The sequence below is a fragment of the Planomonospora sp. ID67723 genome, from assembly GCF_015711605.1.
Classification (GTDB): domain Bacteria; phylum Actinomycetota; class Actinomycetes; order Streptosporangiales; family Streptosporangiaceae; genus Planomonospora_A.
In genome coordinates this window covers 983,506-1,000,898 of sequence record NZ_JABTEZ010000002.1, presented here as the reverse complement: position 1 = coordinate 1,000,898, position 17,393 = coordinate 983,506, and the positions used below count along the sequence as shown (strand labels likewise).

Genomic DNA, 17,393 nt, shown 5'->3' with positions numbered 1-17,393 from the left:
CTTTAAAGGACAAGCAGCTCTTTGGTCGTCCGTGTGAGAAGCTCCGGCCCGTCCTCACGCGTCACGAGCGTGTCCTCGATGCGGACGCCGCCCCTGCCCGGCAGGTAAACCCCAGGCTCGACGGTGACCGGAACTCGATCGTCAAGTCTACCGTGCCCGCGTCCTGTCTCCGGCGTCGCCGGAGACAGGAAAGGCTCCTCGTGGATCTCCAGGCCGATCCCGTGCCCGAGTCCGTGGCCGAAGTGCTCCCCGTGCCCCGCCCCGGCGATCACGTCGCGGGCCGCGGCGTCCACCTCGTGCGCGGCCGCGCCGGGCCGCACGGCGCGGCGGCCGGCCCGCTGGGCGGCGCGGACCAGGTCGTACAGCTCCCGCTGCCAGGCGGCGGGCTCGCCGATCGCCACCGTCCGGGTCATGTCGGCGTGGTATCCGGCGTACAACGCCCCGAAGTCCATCGTGACCAGATCACCGCGCTCCAGCGGCCGGTCGGTGGGCGAGTGGTGCGGGATCGAGCCGTTGGGTCCCGAGGCGACGATCGTGTCGAAGGCGGGCTTCTCGGCACCCAGCTCCAGCATCCGGACCTCCAGCGCCCGGGCGACCTCCCGCTCGGTCAGCCCCGGGCGCAGCGCGGGCAGCACGTCGGCGAAGGCCTGGTCGCCGAGGGCGCAGGCGGTGCGGATCAGGCCCAGCTCGGCCTCGTCCTTCACCCGGCGCACCGACTCCACCAGCCCGGTGAGCCTGAGCGGCTCCCCGCCGCGCTTCCCGGCGAGGCGGAAGTACTCGGCCACGGGCAGGTGGTGGGCCTCGACCGCGATCCCGGAGGCGCGGGTGACGAGCGCTCCGGCGACGTCGCGCTCCTCGACCACCTCCACCCCGCCGCAGAGCGCCCTGGCGGTCTCGGCGTAACGGGAGTCGGTGGCCAGCACGGCCGTGGCGTCGGCCCGGACCAGCACCGCCGCGTTGGAGCTGGACAGGCCGGTCAGGTAGCGCACGTTGACGGCTCGCGTGACCAGGATCGCGCCCGCCTCGCGGGCGGGGAGCAGGGCCGCGAGGCGCTCGCGGCGCCCGGCGTGCGTACCGGAGAGGGTGGAGGTCATGGACTGAATGCTATTGACCGGCTCCGCCCCTGTCGTTACCGTCCGATGGCAGGTTAGGAAGGTTTCCTAACTTTCATCTCCACAGGAGTGCCGATGCGACGCACCCTCGCCTCCGCAGCCCTCTTGACCGTCCTCTCCCCCCTCCTGCCGGCCGGGGCCCCCGCGACGGCGGACCCCTCCCCCGGACTCGTCCGCGTCGACCAGGTCGGGTTCACACCCGCCGAACCGAAGCAGGCCTACCTGATGACGACCGGCCCGGCCGCCGGGACGCCCTTCACCGTCGTGGACCGCCGGGGCCGCGAGGTGCTTCGCGGCCGTACCGGAGCCGATCTGGGCGCCTGGAACCTCAGGTACCCGCACGTCCACGCGATCGACGTCTCCGGGCTCCGCGCCCCGGGCTCCTACCGGATCAGGGCCGGTGCGGCCGTCTCCCCCGAGTTCACCGTGGCGCCGGCCCCGCTGTTCGCGGTGCCCGCCGCCAAGGTCGTCACGTTCTTCGGCTCCCAGCGCGACGGCGCCGACGTCATCGCCGGGGAGCTGCGGCGCCGGCCCAGCCACCTCAACGACAGGGCCGCCCAGGTCTACGACTGGCCGGCCTTCACCGGCCCGGACACCGACCAGATCAGAGGCGAGCTCACCAGGGTCGGCGGCCCCGTCGACGTCGAGGGCGGCTGGTTCGACGCCGGGGACTACCTCAAGTTCACCCACATCCTGGCCTACGTCGACACGCTGCTGTGGGCGTCCTGGCGCGACGGCGGCCGCCTGACCGACCCGCGCCTGCGCGCCGAGGCCGCCCACGGCCTGAAGTGGCTCGACAAGATGTGGGACGAGAAGTCGAAGACCCTCTACATCCAGGTCGGCATCGGTGCGGGCAACGCCGAGGGCACCTTCGCCGGGGACCACGACCTCTGGCGCCTGCCCGAGGCCGACGACCATGACGCCGCCGAGGGGCACCGCTTCATCCGCAACCGCCCGGTCTTCCGCGCCGCCCCGCCCGGCGAGCCGATCAGTCCCAACCTCGCGGGCCGTACGGCCGCCGCCTTCGCCCTGGCCGCCCAGGTCGAGCCGGATCGCCGGCGGGCCCGGGCGCTGCTGGAACAGGCCGCCTCGGTCTACGCCATGGCCGCGACGGAGAACGTGGGGCGGCTGGTCACCTCACTGCCGTGGGCCTTCTACCCCGAGAGCGTGTGGCGCGACGACATGGAGCTCGGCGGGGCGGAGCTGGCCCTGGCCGCCCAGCGGCTGGGCGACCCTCGTGCCGGGCGGTGGCTGCGGCAGGCCGCGCACTGGGCCGGGCAGTACCTGAAGCACGACGCCGGAGGCGACACGCTCAACCTCTACGACGTCAGCGCCCTCGGCCACACCGACCTCGTCCGCGCCCTGCGCGCCGCCCGCGCGAGCGGCACGTCCCCTTGGGCCCTGCCCGGCGGGTCCGTGGACGAGGCCCGTCTGCTCGGCGACCTGAAGGCCCAGCTGGAGATCGGCGCCCGCCGCGCGGCCGGGGACCCGTTCCGCGCCGGGGCGCTCTACGACGGCTTCGACGCGGTGCCGCACGCCTTCGGCCTGGCCGCGACCTCCCGGCTCTACCGGTCGGTCAGCGGCGACCGCTCCTACGACGCCTTCGGCACCTGGCAGCGGAACTGGATCTTCGGCGCCAACGCCTGGGGCGTGTCGTTCATGGTCGGCGCGGGTGAGAACTCCGAGCGCTGCCCGCACCACCAGATCGCCAACCTCAACGGCCGGGTCGACGGCCGCCGCCCTCTGGCCACCGGCGCGGTGGTCAACGGGCCCAACGACGAGAGCCTGTTCTCCGGCGGCCTGGGCGGCCACTTCGAGGAGATGAACCCGTGCCCGGGCGACGGAGTCGACCGCTACGAGGAGTTCACCGGCCGCGGCTCCCGCTACGTGGACGACGTCCGCTCCTGGCAGGCCTCCGAGCCCGCCGACGACTTCGCCGCGATCGCGCTCTACGCCCTCACCCTCATGTCCCGTGACCCGCTGTCATGACCTCGCCGCCGTGACCTCGCCGCCGTGACCTCGCCGCCGTGACTCCGCTGTCTTGACCGCCCGGTACGGCCCGCGCCCCGTTCGGTTTCCGGGGCGCGGTCGGGAGAAGGACGTGCTGCCGGTGGACGGCATCGCCGTCCGGCCCGGCCCGCGCGGCGGGGGCTCGGCGGGCGGGAGCCGGAAGGGCTCCCGCCCGTTCGCTCAGGGACGGCTCAGGCCGAGACGAGCTCGCGGTCCTTGCCGGTCCCGGCGTGCTCCCGGGAAGCCTCGTCGAGGGACTGCGGCGGGGCGTTGAAGACGGTCCCGTCGAGGCGGCCCTCGGCCCTGCCGACCAGGACGGGGACGACCATCTGCCCGGTCACGTTGGTGGCCGTGCGGATCATGTCGAGGATCGGGTCGATGGCCAGCAGCAGGCCGACGCCCTCCAGGGGCAGGCCGAGCGTGCTCAGGGTGAGGGTGAGCATCACGATCGCGCCGGTCAGGCCCGCGGTGGCGGCCGAGCCGACCACGGAGACGAACGCGATCAGCAGATAGTCGCCGAGATCGAGCGGGACGCCGAACACCTGGGCGACGAAGATCGCGGCCAGCGCCGGGTAGACCGCGGCGCAGCCGTCCATCTTGGTGGTGGCGCCGAACGGCACCGCGAAGGAGGCGTAGTCGCGGTCGACACCGAGGCGCTCGACGGTGATCCGCTGGGTCAGCGGCATGGTGCCGATCGAGGAACGGGAGACGAAGGCCAGCTCGATGGCGGGCCAGGCCTTGCGGTAGAAGGTCAGCGGGCTGACCCTGCCGACGAGGGAGAGCAGCAGCGGGTAGATCACCAGTAGAACGACGGCGCAGCCGATGTAGACCCCGGCGCTGAGCTTGGCCAGCGGGGCCAGCAGGTCCCAGCCGTAGGTGGCCACGGACTTGCCGATCAGGCCCGCGGTGCCGATCGGGGCCAGGCGGATGACCCACCACAGGGCCTTCTGCACCAGTTCGAGGACGGAGCGGCTGAAGGCGAGGAACGGCTCGGCCTTCTCGCCGACCGCCATCGCGGCGGCGCCGAGGACGGCTCCCAGGAAGACGATCTGGAGGACGTTGAGCTCGGTGAAGGCGGTGACGACGTTGGTCGGGACGATGCCGGTCAGGAAGTCGATCCAGGTTCCGGCGCCTTCCAGGTCGACGGCCTCGGCGCCCTCGGTGGCGATGGTGACGCCCCGGCCCGGGTTGATCAGCAGGCCGAGACCGATGGCGGCGGCCACCGAGGCCAGCGAGGTGAGCAGGAACCAGAGCAGGGTCTTGCCGGCGAGCCTGGCGGCGCCGCTGACGTTGCGCAGGTTGGCGACACTGACCACGACGGCGGTGAAGACCAGCGGCGGGACCGCGAGCTTGAGGAGCTGGACGAAGATCTTGCCGACCTCGGTCAGCGTGTCGGCGAGCCAGGTGACCTCGCCGGCCCGGGCGACGAACCCGAGGGCGGCGCCGACGACGAGGCCCAGCAGCAACTGCAGGGAGAAGGAGAGTCTCTTCACGAACGCGACTTTCGAAAAAGGGCATGCCGGAGCGGGCACGGTCATGCGGGGTGAGGAAGGAAAAGGCGGATGCGCGTTCAGCGACAGAGATCGCCGTTGAGGCGGCACAGGTCGACATGGATCCGGCCGACCAGCCGCACGAGCACCAGGGAGAACCTCACGGAGGGTTTGAACAGCCCGTGAATACGCCTGATTCCACATTATCGACGTGACCTGAATCACGGCGGTGAACCTTCGTCTCAGAACGGTCCGCGCCCAGCAGCCCGTCCGTGAGCCGGGTACGGCCTTGCGGCCTACTCGGTCATCTTGGGGTGACGGGGAGACGCGCAGGTGATCCGCACCGTCCGCGTCTCCTCCAACCCGCGACCAGGGTGCCCAGCGGGGCGAACCGCCCGAGTTCGGCGCAGCCGTGGAGCATCTCCGCGAACTCCTTCCCGAACGCCGCCACGGCGTCGTCGGGCACCACCCTCGCCCAGGCGGACGCCTCGGAGATCGAGGTCTCCAGCATCTTCCTTCCTCCGTTCTCGTCAGGGCCGCCGCGAAGCGGCCCACGCCTTCGATTCCGTGGAACACGACGTCCATCCGGGACGTCGTGGTGATGATCAGGTCTTCGGCGTCGCGGCGGGCGAGCCGTACGGCGGCCGCCTCCTCCAGGAGGGAGACCACCTGGTTCGGTTGCTGCGGAAGCCGGGACCACGGGACTGTGACGTGCTCGCTCACGCCTCCACGAGATTTGAAGTAGTTGGCGACTTCAAGGAAGACATAGCGTTCCGCGACCGCTCGTGTACCAAAACGAGAAAAGCGGGGGCTCCGGGTGCCCGCTCGAAATGAACGGCCACCCGGAGCCCCCGCCGCGGGCCTGCGCAGCCGTGCGGAGGCCCTGCAGGGTCTCAGGAGGCGAGCTCGCGGACCTTCTCGATGAGCCGGACGCGCTCCTCGTGCGTGCGGCCCAGCGGGGCGACGTTGATCGTCGTCACTCCCGACTCCCGCATCGCCTGGATGCGGTCGCGGACGAAGCCCTCCGAGCCGATCAGCGACATCGACTCCAGGAGCTCGTGCGGGACCAGCGCGGCGGCCTCGTCCTTCTTGCCGGACAGGTACAGCTCCTGGATCTGCTCGGCCTCCTTCTCGTAGCCGTAGCGTCGCGCGAGGTCGTTGTAGAAGTTCTTGCCCTTGGCGCCCATGCCGCCGATGTAGAGGGCGGCCATCGGACGGCCGAGCTCCAGCCAGCCGGAGACGTCGTCGCCGATGGCGAGGCTCGCCTGGGCGATGACGTCCAGCTCACCGAGCGCGGGGTCGCGCTTGGCCTTTCCGGCCGCGATGGAGGCACCCCAGACGTCGGCGGCCTTCTCCGGCATGTAGAAGATGGGCTCCCAGCCCTCGGCGATCTCGGCGGCGAGCTCGACGTTCTTGGGTCCGATGGCGGCGATCACGACGGGAATGCGCTCGCGGACCGGGTGGTTGATGAGCTTGAGGGGCTTGCCCAGCCCGGTGCCCTGGTCGGCGGGCAGGGGGATGGTGTAATGCTTGCCGTCGTAGTTGACGCGCTCGCGCTTCCAGACCTGGCGGCAGATCTCGATGACCTCGCGGGTGCGGCCGAGCGGGGCGGTGTACGGCACGCCGTGGAAGCCCTCGATGACCTGCGGCCCGGAGGCGCCCAGGCCCAGGGTGAAGCGGCCGTCGGAGACATAGTCCATGCCGGCGGCGGTCATGGCCAGCAGGGTGGGGGTCCGCGAGTAGACCGGCAGGATGCCCGAGGCGATCTGCAACCGCTCGGTCCGGGCCGCGATGTAGCCCATCTGGCTGACCGCGTCGAAGCTGTAGGCCTCGGCGACGAAGACGATGTCGAGCCCGGCCTTCTCGTAGTCGGCCAGCTCGGCCACGGTCTCCTTGAAGCCCCCCGAGTAGTTCAGGGCCATACCGATACGCATCGTGAGATCGTCCTTCCGCTCGCGCCCGCGAAACCGAATGTTGTTCCGTTGTCTCCGCAACAAAGGCTATCGAGTCGGCGGCCAAGCACCAAGCCCGAGCCCGCCCGACCGGGCCGGCGAGCCGGGCCGGCACCCGCCGTACCGGCCCCGGAGAGCGGGCCCGCGCCTTCCGTCCCAGACCGGAAGCCGAGCCCGCGCACGCTCCCCATCCGGCCGGTAGCCTACGCATTTCGGGGGCAGGGAATGCATTTCCCACCCGGCGGAGAAGGAGGCGCACCCTGAGACGGATGATCATCGTGGTGGCGGGGGCCCTGGCCCTGGTCCTCGCCGGACACCGCCTGCTGCCGGAGCTGGGCGGCTTCACCCCCGTTCTGGAGAGCCTGCTCCCCTGGCTGGGAGCGGCCGTGCCCCTCCTGGTCGTCGGCGCGCTGCTCACCCGGTCGTGGAAGGTGATCGTCACCGCGCTGCTCCCCGCGCTGGTGTGGGGGGTCATGTTCGGCCCGGCCCTGCTGCGCACCGCGCCGGGCGGGCCGAGCGACCTGGCGGTCGCCACCCTCAACGTGGGCGTGACCAACGCCGACTCGGGGCGGGCCGTGCGGGCCGTGGCGAAGGGCCGGGACCTGTTCGCCGCCCAGGAGCTCACCCCCGGAGGACCGGCGGCCAAGGAGCTCAGCCGTCGCTTCCCGCACCGGATCCAGGTCAGCACGATCGGGCTGTGGAGCCGTTTCCCGATCACCGAGCACCGCGCGGTGGACATCGGCCTGAGCTGGACCCGGGCGCTGCGCGCCGTGGTGGAGACGCCCAAGGGCGAGGTGACGGTCTACGTCATGCACCTCGCCTCGGCCCGGCCCGGCAAGACGGCCCAGCGGGATCACACCCTCGCCCACGCCCGGCAGGTCATCGAGCGAGACGCCAGCGAGAACCTCCTGGTCCTCGGCGACCTCAACACCGCCACCACCGACCGCAAGCGCTCCGCCCTGGTGCCTCCTCTCGCCGACGCCCACCAGGAGGCGGGCACCGGTTTCGGCTTCACCTGGCCGGCCTCCTTCCCGGTCACCCGCCCCGACCACATCCTCTACCGCGGTCTCACCGCGACCAGCGCGGGTGTGGAGCCCGCCGCCGGCAGCGACCACCGTGCCGCCGTGGCCGCCCTGCGGCTTTAGAACCTCCAGCGGAGTGATCGATTCGGCGTCACCTACGACTACAGCCGCGCGAGGTCGGCGGGCGTGTCGATGTCGGCGGGATCCCCGACGTCGTCGCAGGCGATCGCGACGACCAGCTCGGGGTGGGCGCGCAGGAACGGCCGCGCCCCGACGTCGCCGACGGCGAGCCGGGCGACCTCCGCGAAGTGCTCCCTGGCGATCAGCACCGGGTTCCTGGGCGCGCCGCCGTACGTGGCCGCGGCCACCGCGGCGCCGTCCCGCGCCGCCCGGACGAGCCGCTCGACGGCCGGCACCCCGATGAACGGCTGGTCCACCAGCGCGATCACCGCGTGCCCGGCGTCCGGGGGCAGCGCCTCCAGGCCGACCCGGAGCGAGGAGCCCATCCCGGAGCGCCAGTCGGGATTGCGCACGGCCACCGCGCCGCGCACCTGCACGGTCGCCGCGCCGAGCACCACCACCACCGGATGGCAGCCGCCGTCGTGCAGGAGCCGGACCCCCCGGTCCACCAGCCGCTCTCCGCGGAACTCCACCAGCGCCTTGGGCGTGCCGAGGCGCGATCCCGATCCGGCCGCCAGCAGCAGCCCCGCGATCCCCGTTCTCATGGAGACCTCCTGCCCCGCGGCGACCCGACGTACGCCCCCGCCAGCATCCCGGCCAGCTCCTCGAAGGCGGCCAGGCTGTGCCCGGCCACGAAGTCGTCGACGTACGGCAGCGCCGCGCGCATCCCCGCGGTGAGCGGCTGATAGCCCTCCCGGCCCTTGTGCGGGTTCACCCAGATCACCCGGTGCGCCGTACGGGACAGCCTGGCCATCTCCGCACCGAGCAGCGAGACGTCGCCGCGCTCCCAGCCGTCGGAGGCGATCACCACCGTCGCCCCCCGGGCGTCGCCCAGGGCCAGCAGCCCGCGCAGTTCCTCACCGAGCCGGGTGCCGCCGCTCCAGTCGGGCACGGCGCGCGAGACGGCGTCCATCGCGGTGGCCGGGTCACGATGGCGCAGCTCCGCGGTGAGCCGCGTGAGCCGGGTACCCGCGCTGAACACCTCGGTGGCGCGGGGCGCGGACCGGACCAGCGCGTGGGCGAGGCGGAGCAGTGTGTCGGCGTACGGCGTCATGGAGCCGCTCACGTCGACCAGCAGCACCACCCGGCGGGGCCTGGTCCGGTGCGTCCGGTAGCGGAGCGCCGCGATCTCCCCGCCCCGCCGGAGGGTCTCCCGGATCGTCCGGCGGGCGTCGAGACGTCCCCGGCGCGACGGCCGGAAGCGCCGCGACTCGCGGCGCTCCCGCGCGGGCGCGAGCAGGGCGATCAGCCGGTGCGCCTCGGCCAGCTCCGCCGCGGTCATCTTCGCCACGTCGCGGTGGCGCAGCACCTCCGCCGGGCTCGCCCCGGCGGCGAGCGGCGGGCCCTCCTCCCGTCCGCCCGGGGCCCCGCCGGAGAGGTCCGCGGTGTGCCGGGTGACGGTGACGCCGGCCGGGCGCGCCCGGCCGGCGCGCAGGCCGCCGAAGTAGGCCCGGAACACCCTGTCGTAGCGGGGCAGGTCGTCGGCGGAGGCGCACAGGGTGAGCCGGCCCGCCCAGTAGACGTCGCCGGGCCGGGCGGCGTCCAGGTGGGACAGGGCCCGCAGCAGGCCCTGGGTCCGCTCGTGGTCGGCGGGGACCCCGGCGGCCCGCAGCGTCCTGGCGAACCCCGTCATGACCGCGACCATGTCTCCGATCACGCCGTCTCCGATCACGCCGTCGGCGGGATCGTCAGCGGGGGGCACCGAGCAGCCCGTTCCCCAGCACGGCCTCGTGGTCCTCGCGGTGCTTGAGCAGGGCGCCCAGCGTGGCCGCGGCCAGGCCGGGGTCCAGCTCACGGGCGCCGAGGGTGAGCAGCGCCTCGGTCCAGTCGAGGGACTCGGCGATCCCCGGCGGCTTGACCAGGCCCGCCCCGCGGAGCCTCCCGGCCACCCCGGCGACCTGCTCGGCGAGGGCCCGCGAGCACTCCGGGAGCCTACGCAGCAGGATCGCCACCTCCCGATCGAAGGAGGGGTGCTCCAGCCAGTGGTAGAGGCAGCGCCGTTTCAGCGCGTCGTGGACCTCGCGGGTGCGGTTGGAGGTCAGCACGACCACCGGCGGGGTCTGGGCGCGGATCGTGCCCAGCTCCGGGACGGAGATCGCGAAATCGGACAGGACCTCCAGCAGGATCGCCTCGAACTCGACGTCCGCCCGGTCGATCTCGTCGATGAGCAGCACGCAGGGCTGGGTCTCGACGGCCCGCAGCAGCGGCCTGGCGATCAGGAAGCGCCGGTCGTAGACCTCTCCCTCCAGCCGGGCGGCGTCGGTGACCCCGCCGGCCTCGGCGGCCTTGAGGTGCAGGAGCTGGCGGGCGAAGTCCCAGTCGTAGAGGACCTGCGGGCCGTCGAGGCCCTCGTAGCACTGCAGCCGGATCAGCGGCGCGTCCAGCACGGTGGCGAGCACGCGGGCCAGCTCGGTCTTGCCGACCCCGGCCTCGCCCTCCAGGAACAGGGGACGGCCCATCCGCAGCGCGAGGAACGCCGCCGTGGCCAGCCCCTCCCCCGCCAGGTAGGCCTCCCGGTCGAGCAGCTCCGCCAGCCGCCCGGGTGAGGTGACCTCCGGCGCCGTGATTGTCCGCCTCAGCATCGTCCCAGGTTACGTCCGGGTGATCCCGGAGAGCCAGGGCGCGCCCTCCGGGGGCGACATGACGGGCACCGTACGAATGATCGGACCGGAGGCGGACAGGGCGTATCCTCTCCCGGTGGGGTACGCGTCCAGGCAGATCAACACTCCGTCGAGAGTCGTCGTCGTCGCATTCCTCGCGGTGATCGCGGCCGGTACGGCGCTGCTCTCGCTGCCGGTCGCCGTCGCGGAGGGCCAGGAGTCCTCCTGGGTCTCGGCGCTGTTCACCGCGACCTCCGCGGTGTGCGTCACCGGCCTGGCCATGCACGACACCGCCGCGCACTGGACGGTCTTCGGCGAGGTCGTGATCCTCACCCTGATCCAGATCGGCGGGTTCGGCATCATGTCGCTCGCCTCGATCCTGGCGCTGATCGTCTCCGGGAAGCTCGGCCTGCGCGCGCGGCTCAACGCCCAGGCCGAGACCAAGACCCTCGGGCCGGGCGACGTCCGCCAGGTGATCGCGGGCGTGGCCAAGGTCACCCTGGTGGTGGAGGCGGTGACGGCCGTGGTCCTCGCCGCCCGCTTCATGATCGGGTACGGCGAGCCGCTCGGCCGAGCCGCCTACTACGGGGTCTTCCATTCGATCTCGGCGTTCACCAACGCCGGGTTCGCGCTCTGGCCCGACAGCATGATGCGCTTCGTCGGCGACGTGTGGATCTGCCTGCCGCTGATACTGGCCGTGGTCGCCGGGGGGCTCGGCTTCCCCGTCTACGCCGTGCTGGGCAAGGACTGGCGGCGGCCCTCCCGCTGGTCGCTGCACGCCAAGATGACGCTGGGGATGACCGCGATCCTGCTGTTCGGCGGCGCCCTGGTCATCATGGTCCTGGAGTGGAACAACCCGGCGACGTTCGGCCCGCTCACGCCCGGCCTGCGCATCCTGGCCGGGTTCTTCCACAGCGCGATGACCCGCAGCGGAGGCCTGAACTCGGTCGACACCTCCCAGCTGCACGAGAACTCCTGGCTGGTCAGCGACGTGCTGATGTTCATCGGCGCGGGCAGCGCCAGCACCGGTGGCGGCATCAAGGTGACCACGTTCGCGCTGCTCGGCTACGTCATCCTGGCGGAGCTGCGGGGCGAGCCCGACGTCACGGCGGGACGCCGCCGCATCTCCGAGCAGCTGCAGCGGCAGGCGCTCACCATCGCCCTGGTCAGCGTGGCCGCCGTGGTCATCGGCACGCTGGTGATGATGATGCTCACGCCGTTCGCCCTCGACCGCGTACTGTTCGAGGTGGTCTCCGCGTTCGGCACGGTCGGGCTCTCCACGGGGATCACCGCGGACGTGGGCGCCGCCGGGCACCTGGTCCTGACCACCCTGATGTTCGTCGGCAGGCTGGGCCCGGTGACCCTCGGCGCCGCGCTCGCCCTGCACGTCCAGACCCGCAGGTTCCGCTATCCGGAGGAGCGACCCCTCGTTGGCTGACAATGCAGACCGCGGCGACGCGGTGGTGGTCATCGGTCTCGGCCGGTTCGGCGGCGCGCTCGCCACCGAGCTCGCCGTGCGCGGCGTCGAGGTGCTCGGCGTCGACAACGACTCCCGCAACGTCCAGGAGCTCTCCGGGCGGCTCACCCACGTCGTCTGCGCCGACTCCACCGACTCCGAGGCGATGGCGCAGCTCGGCGTCGCCGAGTTCGGCCGGGCCGTGGTCGGCATCGGCACCGACATCGAGTCGAGCGTGCTGACCACCTCGATCCTGATCGACCTCGGTCTGCGCGACATCTGGGCCAAGGCCATCAGCCGCCAGCACGCCCGGATCCTGGAGCGGGTCGGCGCCCACCACGTGGTGCAGCCCGAGGCCGACATGGGTGAGCGCGTCGCGCACCTGGTCACCGGACGGATGCTCGACTACGTCGAGGTCGACGAGGGCTACGCGCTGGTCAAGACCAAGGCGCCCGGCTGGGCCGACGGCAGGAGCCTGGCCGAGCTCGGCATCCGCAGCCAGTACGGCGTGACCGTGGTCGGCGTCAAGAAACCCGGCACCGGATTCACCTACGCCACCTCCGAGACCGTCATCCGCTCCGGCGACACCCTGCTCGTGGCGGGGGACACCGACAAGACCGAGCGGTTCTCCGAGGAGACCTGACCCTCCTGCGCGGCTCCGGGGAGGCGAACCCCTCAGAACCGGCCCCCGCCCGCCGATGGTTACCTCCGTCACGGAGGATGGCCGAGGTGCGACGGAGGGTTGAACGATGACAGGTGCTCTGCGGGGATGGCCCGCATCGCCGAGCGCCCTCCTGGACCGCGCCCGGGCACGGCCCATGCTGTGGACGCTCGGCGCGATCTGCGTGTTCAGCCTCGGCTGGTTCGCCCTCGGTCTGGTGCTGCCTCCGGCGTGGCCCATGGTGGCCTGGATCCCGGTGGTCGTCTCCGTCCTCCTCGCCGCGACGGCATGCGTGCGCGTCTCGCGATCCGCGTCGCTGACCCCGGTGGGACGGACGTTCTGGCGGCGGCTCGGCATCTCCATGGCGCTGCTCTCGGCCGGACTGGTGAACGGCGTCTATGACATGTTCACCACACCGGGCGTCTCGATGCGGTACGTCGGGCCGCTGACCATGGGGCTGTACCTCGGCGCCCTGCTGATCACCATCTGGGCGCTGCTGAAGCTGCCGATCAGGCAGCGCTCCCGCAGGGCGCTGCTGACTCTGGGGCTCGACGCGGGAGTCGTCATGCTGGCCGCGGCGCTGTTCGCATGGCACCTGGTGCTGCGCGCCGGGCCGGACGTGATGGACGCCACGGGTTCGTCCTGGACCGTGCTCCTGGTCATCGCGCTGTGCTTCGTCGAGGTGCTCACCGCCGTCAAGCTGGTGCTGACCGGCGCCGGCCCGCTGCACCGCAGCGTCCTGACGGCCCTGGGGATGTCGGTCGTCGCGGGCGCGGCGAGCAGCGCGCTCGCCCCGCTCCTGCACGCCAAGCCCTACCTCGCCACCACTCACGTCGGCGTCCCGCTCATCGCCTTCTTCACCGGCCTGGCCGTCGAACGGCAGCGCCGGGTCGCGGCCGCGCCGGCCGCCGCCCCGCAGCGGGGGCGGCGGCCGTTCAGCCTGCTGCCGTACGCGGCGGTCGCGGCAGCCGACATCCTGCTGCTGATCTCTGCCCACCAGTCCGACCCGCAGATCGGTGTGATCGCGGCCGGGACGATCGCGATCACCGCCCTGGTGGTGCTCCGCCAGATCGTGTCCTTCTACGACAACGCCAGCCTCCAGGACCAGCTGTCCCACCAGGCCACCCACGACGCGCTGACCCGGCTGGCCAACCGGGCCCTGTTCACCGACCGGGCCGTGGGCGCGCTGGCGGAGTCCCCGCACCGCGGCGTCGCGCTGGCCCTGATCGACCTGGACGACTTCAAGACCGTCAACGACCGGCTCGGCCACGCGGTCGGCGACGCCCTGCTGGTGGCCGTGGCCGACCGGCTGCGCGAATGCGTACGGCGCGGCGACACGGTGGCGCGGCTGGGCGGCGACGAGTTCGCGGTGCTGCTGCGCGACGTCACCTCCGCCGAGGCCGACCGGATCACCGAGCGGATCATCGCGGCGCTCGGCGCCCCGGTGCGTGCGAGCGGTCACGAGCTGCTGGTGCAGGCCAGCATCGGCCTGGTCGACGGCGGGTCCGGCATGGACGCCAGCGAGCTGCTGCGCCGCGCCGACGTGGCCATGTACGCCGCCAAGGAGCAGGGCAAGAGCCGTTATGTGCGCTATACCGACGACATGGACACCCGGGCGGTGGAGCACGCCCGGGTGGGCGCGGAGCTGCGGCACGCGCTGAGCGCCGGGGAGCTGTTCCTGCTGTACCAGCCGGTGGTCACGCTGCCCGGCGGGGGGCTGTCGGGGGTGGAGGCGCTGGTGCGCTGGCGCCATCCCGAGCGGGGTCTGGTCTCTCCGGCGGAGTTCATCCCGGTGGCCGAGCGCACCGGGATGATCGTGGAGGTGGGGGCCTGGGTGCTGGGTGAGGCCTGCCGGCAGATGGCGGCCTGGAAGCAGCGCTACGGCGATGCGGCGCCGGCGAAGATGAGTGTGAACGTCTCGGCCCGGCAGTTGCGTGAGCCGGCGTTCGGGCAGACGGTGGCCGAGGCGCTGGAGGCGACCGGGCTGCGTCCGGCCGACCTGCTGCTGGAGATCACCGAGACGGCCGTGTTCGACGGCGGGCCCGCGCTGGAGACGGTGCAGGCCGTCCAGGCACTGGGCGTGCCCATCGCCCTGGACGACTTCGGCACCGGGCACTCCTCTCTGGGCCTGCTGCGCACCTGCCCGGTGGACGTGCTGAAGGTCGACAAGCTGTTCATCGACGGGGTGACCGGCACCGCCGAGCAGGCGGCGATCGCCAGCTCGCTGGCGCACATCGCCCAGGTGATGCGGCTGCGGGCGGTGGCCGAGGGCGTGGAGACCGCCGAGCAGGCGGAACGGCTGTACCAGCTGGGCTACCGGCTGGCCCAGGGCTTCCACTTCGCGCCGCCGCTGTCGGTCGGCAACATCGAGCAGATTCTGGACACGCGCGCCGAGAGCCCGGACCCGAGCTCCTGGGAACGGCCCGCGCTGGCCGGATAGGTCACGGTGACGGGGCGTGCTCCGCACGGCCCGTCACCACAGCCCCCGAGCGGTCAGCGGACCTCGTCGGCCTCGCCACGCTCGTGGATGAGGGCGGCGAGCTCCATGACCTGGTAGGCGGTCCGCGCCTTCTCCGACCCCTGGAGTCCCATCGCCCCGATGGTCATCCCGTCGGAGAAGTCGATCTTCGCCCAGGGCTCGCCCTCGACCAGCGTGACCGAGAGCACCTCCGGCCACTCGTAGCGGTGCACCCGCAGGGCGTTGACCAGGGTGATCCCCCGCTCGTCGGCCTCCACCCTGCACCGGCCCAGAAGGTGCAGCACCCAGGCGACCAGCCCGGCGAACAGGATCACCCCGATCTTGTCCGGGAGCTTGAACGGCGGCGGCAGGAAGACCGCCATCACCACGGCCCCCACCATGAGCAGCGCGGCGAGCCCGTACGCCACGATCCGGCCCTTCCTCGGCCGCCACACGACGGGCAGGGCGGGCGGGGGGACCCTCTCGGAGCTCACCTGCAGATCACTTTCCTTCGACGAAACGGCCGGTCGGACGCCGATGGAAACCTACCGCACGCCCTCGGCGCCCCCGCTCACGCCACCGGCGCCGGGCGGCTCCGCACCGCCCGGCGTCACGGTCAGCCCCGCAGCCCGCGGAGGAGCACAGCGGTCTCCAGCGCGGCGACGGTGGCCTCATATCCCTTGTCCTCGTGGCTGCCGGGCAACCCGGACCGGTCGAGCGCCTGGTCCACCGTCTCGCAGGTCAGCACGCCGTTGCCGACCGGGGTCTCCTCGTCCAGGGCGATCCGGGTCAGCCCCGAGGTCACCGAGTCGCAGACGTAGTCGAAATGGGCCGTCTCACCGCGGATCACCGCGCCCAGCGCCACCACCGCGTCATGCTTGCGGGCCAGCGCCTGGGCCACCACCGGGATCTCCAGGGACCCGGCCACGCGGATCACGGTCGCGCTCGCGCCGCTGTCCCGGCTGGCCTGCACGGCCCGCGCGACGAGCTGGTCGGTGATCTTCTCGTGCCAGCGGGCGGCCACGATCCCCACGGTCAGCCCCTCGGCCGCGACCGCCTCCGCCCCCGGCCTTCCCTCTCCACTCATACGATCTCCTCGCCCAGGGGCTCGGAGCCCGCATTCGCGGACACACAGCACCCACTGACTCGCTCGCTCCGCTCACTCATGCGATCTCCTCACCCAGGGGCTCGGAGCCCGCATTCGCGGACACACAGCACCCACTGACTCGCTCGCTCCGCTCACTCATGCGATCTCCTCCCCGATGTCGTGGCCCAGGCGGTCGCGCTTGGCCAGCAGGTACTTCTCGTTGTACGGGTTCATCGCCACCGGCGTCGCCTCGCGGCCCAGGACCTTCACCCCGTAGCCGTCCATGCCGCGCATCTTGGCCGGGTTGTTGGTCAGCAGCCGGACCGACTTCACACCCAGGTCGGCGAGCATCTGCCCGGCGTTGGAGAACTCGCGGGCGTCCACCGGCAGGCCGAGCTCCAGGTTGGCGTCCACGGTGTCGCTGCCGTTGTCCTGCAGGCCGTACGCGCGCAGCTTGGCCAGCAGCCCGATCCCGCGCCCCTCGTGCCCGCGCAGGTAGACCACCACCCCGCGCCCCTCCTCGGCGATCCGCGCCATCGCGTGGTCCAGCTGCACCCCGCAGTCGCACCGCAGCGAGCCGAGCACGTCCCCGGTGAGGCACTCGGAGTGCGCCCGGACCAGGATGTCCTCCCCGTCGCCGAGGTCGCCGTAGACCAGGGCCAGGTGCTCGCCGCCGTCCAGGGCACTGGAGTAGCCGTAGGCGCGCCACATCCCGTGGCGGTTGGGGATCAGCGTCTCGGCGACCCGGGTCACCATCTGCTCGGTCCTGCGCCGGAACTCCACCAGCTGCTCGATGGAGACCAGCGCCAGGCCGTGCTCGTCGCAGAACTCGCGCAGCTCCGGCAGGCGCTTCATGGTCCCGTCGTCGTTGACGACCTCGGCGAGCGCGCCCGCCGGGCTCAGCCCTGCCAGCCGGGACAGGTCGACGGCCGCCTCGGTGTGGCCGCGCCGGACCAGCACGCCGCCCTCCCGGTAGCGCAGCGGGAAGACGTGGCCGGGCCGGACCAGCTCGAACGGCTCGGTCGCCGAGTCGCACAGGGTGCGGATGGTCCTGGCCCGGTCGGAGGCCGAGATGCCGGTGGTCACGCCGTCGCGGGCGTCCACACTGATCGTGTAGGCGGTGCGCATGCGCTCGCGGTTGTCGTGGACCATCAGCGGCAGGCCGAGCCGGTCGAGGTCCTCGCCGGGCATCGAGACGCAGATGACGCCGCTGGTGTGCCGGATGGTGAAGGCCAGCAACTCCGGAGTGGCCTTCGCCGCGGCGAAGATGATGTCGCCCTCGTTCTCGCGGTTCTCGTCGTCGACGACCACGACGGGCCTGCCGTCGCGAATGTCGGCGATCGCCCGCTCGATCGGGTCCAGCAT

The 17,393-nt window shown here is 72.4% G+C and carries 16 protein-coding genes; 5 read left to right on the top strand and 11 right to left on the bottom strand.

The features are described 5' to 3' along the window. Nucleotides 1–2: 2 nt before the first annotated feature. Nucleotides 3–1,094, bottom strand: a complete 1,092-nt coding sequence (locus tag HS041_RS17170; RefSeq protein WP_196441678.1) for a M24 family metallopeptidase — start codon at nt 1,092–1,094, stop codon at nt 3–5. Between the two features lie 93 nt (nt 1,095–1,187). Between HS041_RS17170 and HS041_RS17165 the strand changes: the two genes are divergently transcribed. Continuing rightward, nucleotides 1,188–3,101, top strand: a complete 1,914-nt coding sequence (locus tag HS041_RS17165) for a glycoside hydrolase family 9 protein (protein WP_196441677.1) — start codon at nt 1,188–1,190, stop codon at nt 3,099–3,101. Nucleotides 3,102–3,313: 212 nt separating this feature from the next. On the opposite strand, the gene HS041_RS17160 is transcribed toward HS041_RS17165, so the two are convergent. The 4 genes from HS041_RS17160 to HS041_RS17150 form a co-directional block, all read right to left on the bottom strand. Next, nucleotides 3,314–4,615: a dicarboxylate/amino acid:cation symporter gene (locus HS041_RS17160; RefSeq protein WP_307845335.1), complete on the bottom strand. Its 1,302-nt coding sequence runs from the start codon at nt 4,613–4,615 to the stop codon at nt 3,314–3,316. Between the two features lie 77 nt (nt 4,616–4,692). Next, nucleotides 4,693–4,755: a putative leader peptide gene (locus HS041_RS40450; protein WP_374058864.1), complete on the bottom strand. Its 63-nt coding sequence runs from the start codon at nt 4,753–4,755 to the stop codon at nt 4,693–4,695. 161 nt (nt 4,756–4,916) lie between these two features. Then, nucleotides 4,917–5,123, bottom strand: coding sequence for a hypothetical protein (locus HS041_RS17155; protein ID WP_196441675.1), 207 nt, complete (start codon nt 5,121–5,123; stop codon nt 4,917–4,919). Between the two features lie 382 nt (nt 5,124–5,505). After that, a complete protein-coding gene (locus tag HS041_RS17150) occupies nt 5,506–6,546 on the bottom strand; it encodes an LLM class F420-dependent oxidoreductase (protein WP_196441674.1) in 1,041 nt (346 codons plus the stop codon). Nucleotides 6,547–6,833: 287 nt separating this feature from the next. On the opposite strand from HS041_RS17150, the gene HS041_RS17145 reads away from it, so the two are divergent. Next, entirely contained in the window at nt 6,834–7,709 is an 876-nt protein-coding gene (locus HS041_RS17145) for an endonuclease/exonuclease/phosphatase family protein (RefSeq protein WP_196441673.1), read from the top strand. Nucleotides 7,710–7,747: 38 nt separating this feature from the next. Here the strand turns inward: HS041_RS17145 and HS041_RS17140 are convergent, their stop codons facing one another. From HS041_RS17140 to HS041_RS17130, 3 genes are read right to left on the bottom strand one after another with little or no spacing between them, the layout of a single operon-like run. Continuing rightward, a complete protein-coding gene (locus tag HS041_RS17140; protein ID WP_196441672.1) occupies nt 7,748–8,311 on the bottom strand; it encodes a nucleotidyltransferase family protein in 564 nt (187 codons plus the stop codon). Continuing rightward, the gene (locus HS041_RS17135; protein ID WP_307845334.1) at nt 8,308–9,468 is read right to left on the bottom strand and encodes a vWA domain-containing protein; all 1,161 of its coding nucleotides are present in this window, start codon (nt 9,466–9,468) and stop codon (nt 8,308–8,310) included. Before HS041_RS17135 ends, HS041_RS17140 begins: the two co-directional genes overlap by 4 nt. After that, nucleotides 9,455–10,348 (bottom strand): AAA family ATPase, encoded by an 894-nt coding sequence (locus tag HS041_RS17130; RefSeq protein ID WP_196441671.1) that lies wholly within the window; start codon nt 10,346–10,348, stop codon nt 9,455–9,457. Before HS041_RS17130 ends, HS041_RS17135 begins: the two co-directional genes overlap by 14 nt. A 115-nt stretch (nt 10,349–10,463) precedes the next feature. Between HS041_RS17130 and HS041_RS17125 the strand changes: the two genes are divergently transcribed. The 3 genes from HS041_RS17125 (at nt 10,464) to HS041_RS17115 (ending at nt 14,923) form a co-directional block, all read left to right on the top strand. Continuing rightward, nucleotides 10,464–11,804: a TrkH family potassium uptake protein gene (locus HS041_RS17125; RefSeq protein WP_307845333.1), complete on the top strand. Its 1,341-nt coding sequence runs from the start codon at nt 10,464–10,466 to the stop codon at nt 11,802–11,804. After that, a complete protein-coding gene (locus HS041_RS17120) occupies nt 11,797–12,465 on the top strand; it encodes a potassium channel family protein (RefSeq protein WP_196441670.1) in 669 nt (222 codons plus the stop codon). Before HS041_RS17125 ends, HS041_RS17120 begins: the two co-directional genes overlap by 8 nt. A gap of 106 nt (nt 12,466–12,571) precedes the next feature. Continuing rightward, the gene (locus tag HS041_RS17115; RefSeq protein ID WP_196441669.1) at nt 12,572–14,923 is read left to right on the top strand and encodes a putative bifunctional diguanylate cyclase/phosphodiesterase; all 2,352 of its coding nucleotides are present in this window, start codon (nt 12,572–12,574) and stop codon (nt 14,921–14,923) included. A gap of 53 nt (nt 14,924–14,976) precedes the next feature. Here the strand turns inward: HS041_RS17115 and HS041_RS17110 are convergent, their stop codons facing one another. From HS041_RS17110 to HS041_RS17100, 3 genes are all read right to left on the bottom strand, one after another. Then, nucleotides 14,977–15,435: a PH domain-containing protein gene (locus HS041_RS17110; RefSeq protein WP_196441668.1), complete on the bottom strand. Its 459-nt coding sequence runs from the start codon at nt 15,433–15,435 to the stop codon at nt 14,977–14,979. A gap of 122 nt (nt 15,436–15,557) precedes the next feature. Next, nucleotides 15,558–16,028 (bottom strand): 6,7-dimethyl-8-ribityllumazine synthase, encoded by a 471-nt coding sequence (ribH, locus tag HS041_RS17105; protein ID WP_196441667.1) that lies wholly within the window; start codon nt 16,026–16,028, stop codon nt 15,558–15,560. Between the two features lie 156 nt (nt 16,029–16,184). Beyond that, nucleotides 16,185–17,393: a bifunctional 3,4-dihydroxy-2-butanone-4-phosphate synthase/GTP cyclohydrolase II gene (locus HS041_RS17100; protein WP_196442541.1), complete on the bottom strand. Its 1,209-nt coding sequence runs from the start codon at nt 17,391–17,393 to the stop codon at nt 16,185–16,187.